This is a genomic window from Chryseobacterium sp. CBo1 (genome assembly GCF_001693475.1).
GTDB lineage: Bacteria > Bacteroidota > Bacteroidia > Flavobacteriales > Weeksellaceae > Chryseobacterium > Chryseobacterium formosense.
In genome coordinates this window covers 1-6,638 of sequence record NZ_MAUH01000049.1, presented here as the reverse complement: position 1 = coordinate 6,638, position 6,638 = coordinate 1, and the positions used below count along the sequence as shown (strand labels likewise).

The window sequence follows — 6,638 nt, the reverse complement described above, 5'->3', positions numbered from 1 at the left end:
CAAATAAAATCGGATTCAATCCGAAAAAGAAGACAGTTGTATTTTCAACAGAAATTAATAAATTTATAACCCTAAATACTCCTTAAGGATTTATTCCAAAATGTCCAAGTTAGTTTGAAGACGTACACATTGATTTTAAAAAAGAACACTTCAGTTACAACAATAAAACAAGCCATTATTACATTCAGATTTCCAAAGATGAAACAGAGTTTTCAGAAATTGATGTATTAGAAAAAAAGGATAACACAACCTATTTAAAGACAGATTTTGATTAATTGAATGATATAAATAAGATTACAATCAAAATGAAAAAACCATTAGACATTAGAGTTAATTTAAGTAAAAAAAACGATTACTGAGCATTTCAGTTTTTTCTTATTTAAAAAATATTTTCTATAATATAGCTTCGGGTTTTTATCCTTAAAAGTCATGTATTTCATTTGATCTAGTGTTGTCAAATACAGAATTATATTATATATAAGTTATCTTTGAGAAATTAAATTTTTAATCAACTAATGAAAAAGATAAAGTTACTGATTTGTGATGATGACCGCGATAATTTAGATATCTTAGAAGTTCTTTTAGAATTTGAAGGGTTTGAAGTAATTAAGGAAATCGACAGTACCAAACTTATTCAAAAAATTACAGCCCATACACCAGATCTTTTGTTAGTTGACATTATAATGCCAATTGTATCCGGAGAAGACATCATAAGAACTATTCGTAACAATGCTAATATTAAAGAATTACCAATCATTGCGTTTTCAGCAGGTTATAATATTAAAGAAACAGCATTAGATGCTGGAGCAAACTATTTCGCATATAAACCATTTGATGTAGGTGAAATTAAAAAAATGATAGTCGAGCTTGTTGTTTAAATGTTCTTTGCTAATCATAACTACGTAATGGTTAATAAAAAGTTTTTTACAATGCCATCACTTCGTTAGATTTCCCGTAAAATTATTTGAGCTATAATTTTTCAGAATAACTTTTAGCTTACACAGTTAGTGAAACAATACCTTTATTTGTAAAACTTACGCCAATATCATACCAGCAGATCACGCATTGCCCCTCTTCTATTTATTTGATGGGATAGTTTTTGCATCATTTTCATTTTCAAAAATCCTTTCTAAATTTTATGGATCATTATTTACTTATTTTAACCGTGATCGGTGTTGCTGGCTTTGCAATGACCTGGATGCCACAACTCTCTCAGAAAACAGGAATTTCTTACTCTGTTTTCTTTTTGGTTGCGGGTATGTTTTTGTATTTAGCATTTCCGGAGGTGCTTCCCGATCCTCTTCCACAACATCAAAATAATTTGACCTTACATTTGAGTGAACTAATTGTCATTATATCATTGATGTCGGCAGGAATAAAAATTGACCAGCCTTTTTCATTAAAAGCATGGAGGGTACCTCTAAAACTCATTGGTTTCACAATGGTTTTGCTTATTATTGTCAGCGTTTTATTGGGGTATTACTATCTAAATTTTGCCTTTGCATCAGCTTTCCTGTTGGCTGCAGCACTTTCTCCCACCGATCCTGTTCTCGCGTCGGATGTACAGGTGGGACCTCCCAATGATTCTGAAAAATCAAAAACAAAATTTATTCTGACCGCTGAAGCAGGTTTGAATGACGGTATGGCTTTCCCATTTGTTTGGCTGGCCATTTTGATCGGACAAAGCGTTTCCACGGGAGAACTTAATATTTGGGGATGGGTGGGGTATGACATTCTCTATAAAATTTCTTCAGCAACCGTTATAGGTTATCTTCTTGGAACTGGTGTAGGATATGTAATTTTTACTTTATCAAAAAAGTACAAATCTTTAAATTCTACTGACGGATTATTAGCCATTACTTCTACACTTTTTGTTTACGGGTTAACAGAATTTGCTCATGGATATGGATTTATAGCTGTTTTTATTTTTGCAATCACCCTGCGTCATTTTGAAAAAGATCACGACTACCATCAGAAACTTCATGCATTTACAGATCAAACCGAAAGATTTCTCTTAGCTTCCTTACTGATTATTTTTGGAGGAATGATTGTAAGAGGCGTGCTCAATTTCCTGACTTGGGAGATGGCATTGTTTTCTGTTGTATTTATTTTCTTAGCGCGTCCACTTATAACGTATCTAATTTTAATCCCAGAAAAGTACTCGCAACGAGAGAAAAGAGCGATCAGCTTTTTTGGAATTAAAGGTTTGGGATCAATATTCTACCTTGCTTTTGCCTTCAAAGAATTTAATTTTTCAAATCAGGATGAAATTTGGGCTACTGTATGTTTTACAATACTTCTTTCTATTGTCTTTCATGGTTTTACTGCTCCTAAAGCGATGCAGAAAGTTACAGAACAGAAAAGCTGATGCGATTTCATCATCTAAAATTAGATTATAAAATATTTAATCTTATCATTTTTAAGTTAAAATCTAAATCTCAAGTAGGATGGTATATTATTAGTGGAATAACTAAAAGATTCCTATCAATTCCAATTAGATAAATTTAAAATCAACAATCATGAGAGAATACTACAGAAAATTTCAATTGCTTTTTGATAATAAATTTATCATCAGCCGCTTCGTTATTTTTATGCTTATTGGAGTAATTTTATATGTTTCATTCAAATGCAATTTATTTTGAATATAAAATTACCTGACTAATCGTTAAGCTTTTCAGGAAACAGTATTTTGGTAAGCATTTAAATGTGTAATTATAATATCGAGAAAAGAAAAAACTTTTGTAATTTGCCATTACAAAAGGATCTTAAATTAAATTTCAAATCCTAATTTGACAAATATCTTAGACAATCTCCATTAGAATACATTTCACTAACAAAAATGAAAAAATCACTACTTCTATTTCTCGTAATTACTTGTATTTCAATTTTCGCTCAGGAAAAAAAAAATGCTACCACTGAGTTTAAAGTGACAGGACTTTTAAAAAAGGAACTTATCATTTCATTGCATGATCTTGAAAAGTATCCGGCACAAAATATCACAGATCTTCCCATCACCAACCATTTGGGAGAGGCTCGCTACACGGCAAAAAAATTAAAAGGTATACTTTTAAAAGACCTACTTAAAGATCTAAAGATTGATGAAGACAGCCCGAAAAAACTTAGTGAGTTTTACTTTGTGTTTACAGCAATTGATAATTACAAAGTTGTATTTTCTTGGAATGAAATTTTTAATAGTGCAACAGGCGATCATTTATATGTTATCACTGAAAAAGACGGTACTAAAATAAAAGATATGGATGAAAGAATATTGATTGTTACGACCTCTGATTTTAAAACGGGAAGAAGACATATCAAAGCATTGAGCAATATTGATGTGAAAAGAGTTCAGTAAAGTTTTAAAATACCTGTCATGATATCTGTAGAAGAAGCTTTATTAAAAATTAGGGAGAATACAAACAAGTACAATTTAACTGAAACCATCAGTTTAGATACCGCAGTAGGAAGAGTTTTGGCAGAAGATATTTTTGCACCTATTTCCATTCCCCCGTTTCGCCAATCTATAATGGATGGCTACGCAATCTGTTCAGGTGAAAATTTTGACTATCGGTTAGTTGGCGAAACTAAAACCGGAGAATCATGTGATTATCAGCTAAAATCCGGAGAAGCCATCAGAATTTTTACAGGAGCTCAGGTTCCTAACACTGCGGATATCGTGGTAATGCAGGAACACGTGAAAATTACAGCAGACGGTATTCAGCTTGAAAAAATTTATAATTCCGGAGAAAACATCCGCAATGTGGGTGAACAGATAAAGGAGGGTGAAACATCTTTTATTAAAGGGGAAGTGCTAAACCCTTCTGCCTTAGGAATTTTAAAAAGCTTTGGGCTCAAAGAAGTGAATGTTTTTAAAAAGCCGACCCTAAGCATTATTGCCACGGGAAATGAACTTGTGGATGCCGGAGAAAATTTAGAACAAGGGCAGATTTACGAAAGTAACAGCCACGTTATTTCCAATACAATTAAGCAGAAAGGCTTTGAAGTCGTATCGGTCTCCAAAGTAAAAGATTCACTTGAAGAAACTCAAGCTGCTATCAGGGAGGGAATTTTGCATTCAGACATTTTGCTCATTTCCGGGGGAATTTCCGTTGGTGATTATGACTTTGTTGAAAGAGCACTACAAAATTTAGAGGTTGAACAAATTTTTTATAAAGTTTCACAAAAACCAGGTAAACCACTTTATTTTGGTAAAAAGGATAATAAGTACGTCTTCGCGTTGCCTGGAAATCCTGCTTCTACATTAACCTGCCTTTACATTTATTTTTTTGAATTGGCAGATTTGCTGATGAGCAAATCTGAAGTCGGATTGACAAAAATACAGTTTCCGATATCAGAAGCGTTAGAAAATAATTCCGGAAGGGCTTTATTTTTAAAAGCAAAATTAAAAGGAGGTTGTGTCGAGATTTTAACCCATCAAAACTCTTCAATGCTCTTAAGTTTTGCCAGAGCCGATGCATTGGTTTATATTCCAGCTGATACAACCTCCGTAAAAAAAGGAGAACCGGTAACAACATTACTGCTGCCTTCTCAAAACTAAATATTTCCCTTCTGGAATTGGTCGAATAATTGCATTTGCAAAAGGAAATTTTGAAAAACAAAAAACTCTTCATTTTAAATAAAAAATGAAAATCAAACTAAACTACTACGGCAAGCTTACGGAAATTACCAAAAAATCTTCCGAGAAGATTGATGTTGAAGAGATGAATGTAAAATCATTAAAAGAAAAGTTGGGCGAATTATATCAATCTTTTAGAGATATAACCTACCAATTTGCTGAAAACAATACTATGTTGGAGGATAAAGATGTAATTCAAAGTGAAGAATTAGATGTTTTCCCACCTTTTTCCGGAGGATAATGAACGAAAGATATACAAGACATATACAGTTGGAGGAAATCGGACTCTCTGGACAGCAAAAATTAAACAAAGCAAAAGTTTTGGTGATTGGTGCTGGAGGATTGGGTTGCCCTATATTACAGTATTTAAATGTTTCCGGAATCGGTACTTTAGGAATTGTAGATTTCGATACCGTCTCAATATCAAATTTACATCGACAGATTTTGTTTAATCAAAACGATGTTGGAAAAAACAAAGCTGTTGTAGCCAAAGAAAAACTTTTACAGCTCAATCCTGAAACACATATTGATATTTTCACTTTTCCACTTACCGAGGATAATTGTCTGGAAATTATTAATGAATACGATATCGTTGTAGACGGTACAGATAATTTTGTAACCCGATATTTAATCAACGATGCCTGTGTGATGCTGAATAAGCCTGTTGTTTTTGGTGCTCTATATAAGTTCGAAGGTCAGGTTTCTGTTTTTAACTATCAGAACGGGCCCAACTACAGATGCTTATTTCCCATTCCACCTTCTGCAGGTGAAATTCCTAATTGTAATGAAATCGGAGTCTTAGGAATATTGCCCGGAATCATTGGTTTACTTCAGGCTAATGAAGTGATCAAAATAATTCTTGATTTGGGTGAAGTGCTTAGCGGTAAAATACTGTACATAAATACTTTGAATTACCAACATCGTCTTGTAAAGTTTAAAAAAAATGAAGAAACTTTTAATGAAATCCGTCGTAAAGAAAAGCCTGAAATTGTTTCAACTAATGACTGTCTGTTTGTAAATTCCATTTCACTTAAAAACATCAGGATGGATGATAATATTGTTTGGATTGATGTACGTGAATTACACGAAACGCCAGAAATATGTAACGATAAAATTTTAAAAATACCTTTACAGGCTTTTGACAATAAACTTCAAATAAGCGATAATAGTTCAAAGAAAATATTTTACTGTCAATCGGGAATCCGAAGTCAGAAAGCAACTCAGATAGCCATAAATAAAGGATTTAAGCATTGCTACAGTTTAAAAGAAGGTGCTGAAGAATTGCGAGAATGGCTTACAGGAAAAAAATAACAATATGAAAGAAGCAAAGATTAAAAACATTTTTATAGAAGGTGCCATCTCACCAGATAAAATTGCAGATTCTATCGCAGCACATCAACATAAAACGAATATTGGTGCACATGATATTTTTCTGGGCCAGGTTCGCGCTGATATTATTGATGATAAAACGGTAACCGCAATAGAGTTTACAGCCCAGCAGGAAATGGCAAACAAAATTTGTTCAGAGATTCGTGAAGAAGTGTTTCAAAAATTCGAACTTACTTGTATGCACATTTATCACAGTATAGGAAAAGTTAACGCAGGCGAGCTTTGCTTATTTGTTTTTGTTTCCGGGGGGCACCGCAACAGTGTTTTCGAAGCACTTCCCTATCTTGTTGATGAAATTAAAGCTAAATTGCCCATTTTTGGAAAAGAAATTTTTGAAGACGAATCTCATCAATGGAAAGTTAACCAATAGATTATGGTCGATATAACACATAAAAATAATACGCTGAGAATAGCAACGGCTCAGGCTATCGTTCGCGTGAGTGATACGAAAACCATTGAGGCAATTGAAAACAATTTGGTTCCAAAAGGTGTAAATCGTCAGCAAAAAGTAGACATTATATAGTATAAAAGTTAAGGAGTGTTTTCAAAAAAAGAATTACATTTAATTATGGAAACACCTAAAAAGAAAAGTTCCGAAAAATTCGTAAAAGACATC

The 6,638-nt window shown here is 33.0% G+C and carries 7 protein-coding genes and 1 pseudogene; all 8 read left to right on the top strand.

Features of this window, described 5'->3' with window-relative positions:
• The first annotated feature begins 515 nt into the window (after positions 1 to 515).
• Positions 516 to 878 carry a response regulator gene (locus BA768_RS17680; RefSeq protein ID WP_065721845.1) on the top strand — a complete coding sequence of 121 codons (363 nt, stop codon included), beginning with the start codon at positions 516 to 518 and terminating at the stop codon, positions 876 to 878.
• Positions 879 to 1,138: 260 nt separating this feature from the next.
• Entirely contained in the window at positions 1,139 to 2,368 is a 1,230-nt protein-coding gene (locus BA768_RS17675; protein WP_065721844.1) for a cation:proton antiporter, read from the top strand.
• 471 nt (positions 2,369 to 2,839) lie between these two features.
• Positions 2,840 to 3,352: a hypothetical protein gene (locus BA768_RS17670; protein WP_065721843.1), complete on the top strand. Its 513-nt coding sequence runs from the start codon at positions 2,840 to 2,842 to the stop codon at positions 3,350 to 3,352.
• Positions 3,353 to 3,370: 18 nt separating this feature from the next.
• Positions 3,371 to 4,555 (top strand): molybdopterin molybdotransferase MoeA, encoded by a 1,185-nt coding sequence (locus BA768_RS17665; RefSeq protein WP_065721842.1) that lies wholly within the window; start codon positions 3,371 to 3,373, stop codon positions 4,553 to 4,555.
• A gap of 85 nt (positions 4,556 to 4,640) precedes the next feature.
• The gene (locus tag BA768_RS17660) at positions 4,641 to 4,874 is read left to right on the top strand and encodes a MoaD/ThiS family protein (protein WP_065721841.1); all 234 of its coding nucleotides are present in this window, start codon (positions 4,641 to 4,643) and stop codon (positions 4,872 to 4,874) included.
• On the top strand, positions 4,874 to 5,944 hold the full coding sequence (gene moeB / locus BA768_RS17655) for a HesA/MoeB/ThiF family protein (protein WP_065721840.1): 1,071 nt from the start codon (positions 4,874 to 4,876) through the stop codon (positions 5,942 to 5,944). The genes BA768_RS17660 and moeB overlap by 1 nt, the downstream gene beginning before the upstream one ends.
• A gap of 4 nt (positions 5,945 to 5,948) precedes the next feature.
• A complete protein-coding gene (locus BA768_RS17650; RefSeq protein WP_065721839.1) occupies positions 5,949 to 6,392 on the top strand; it encodes a molybdenum cofactor biosynthesis protein MoaE in 444 nt (147 codons plus the stop codon).
• A 3-nt stretch (positions 6,393 to 6,395) separates the two neighbouring features.
• Positions 6,396 to 6,512, top strand: a pseudogene (locus BA768_RS20975) (cyclic pyranopterin monophosphate synthase MoaC); the annotation flags it as partial.
• Positions 6,513 to 6,638 lie beyond the last annotated feature (126 nt).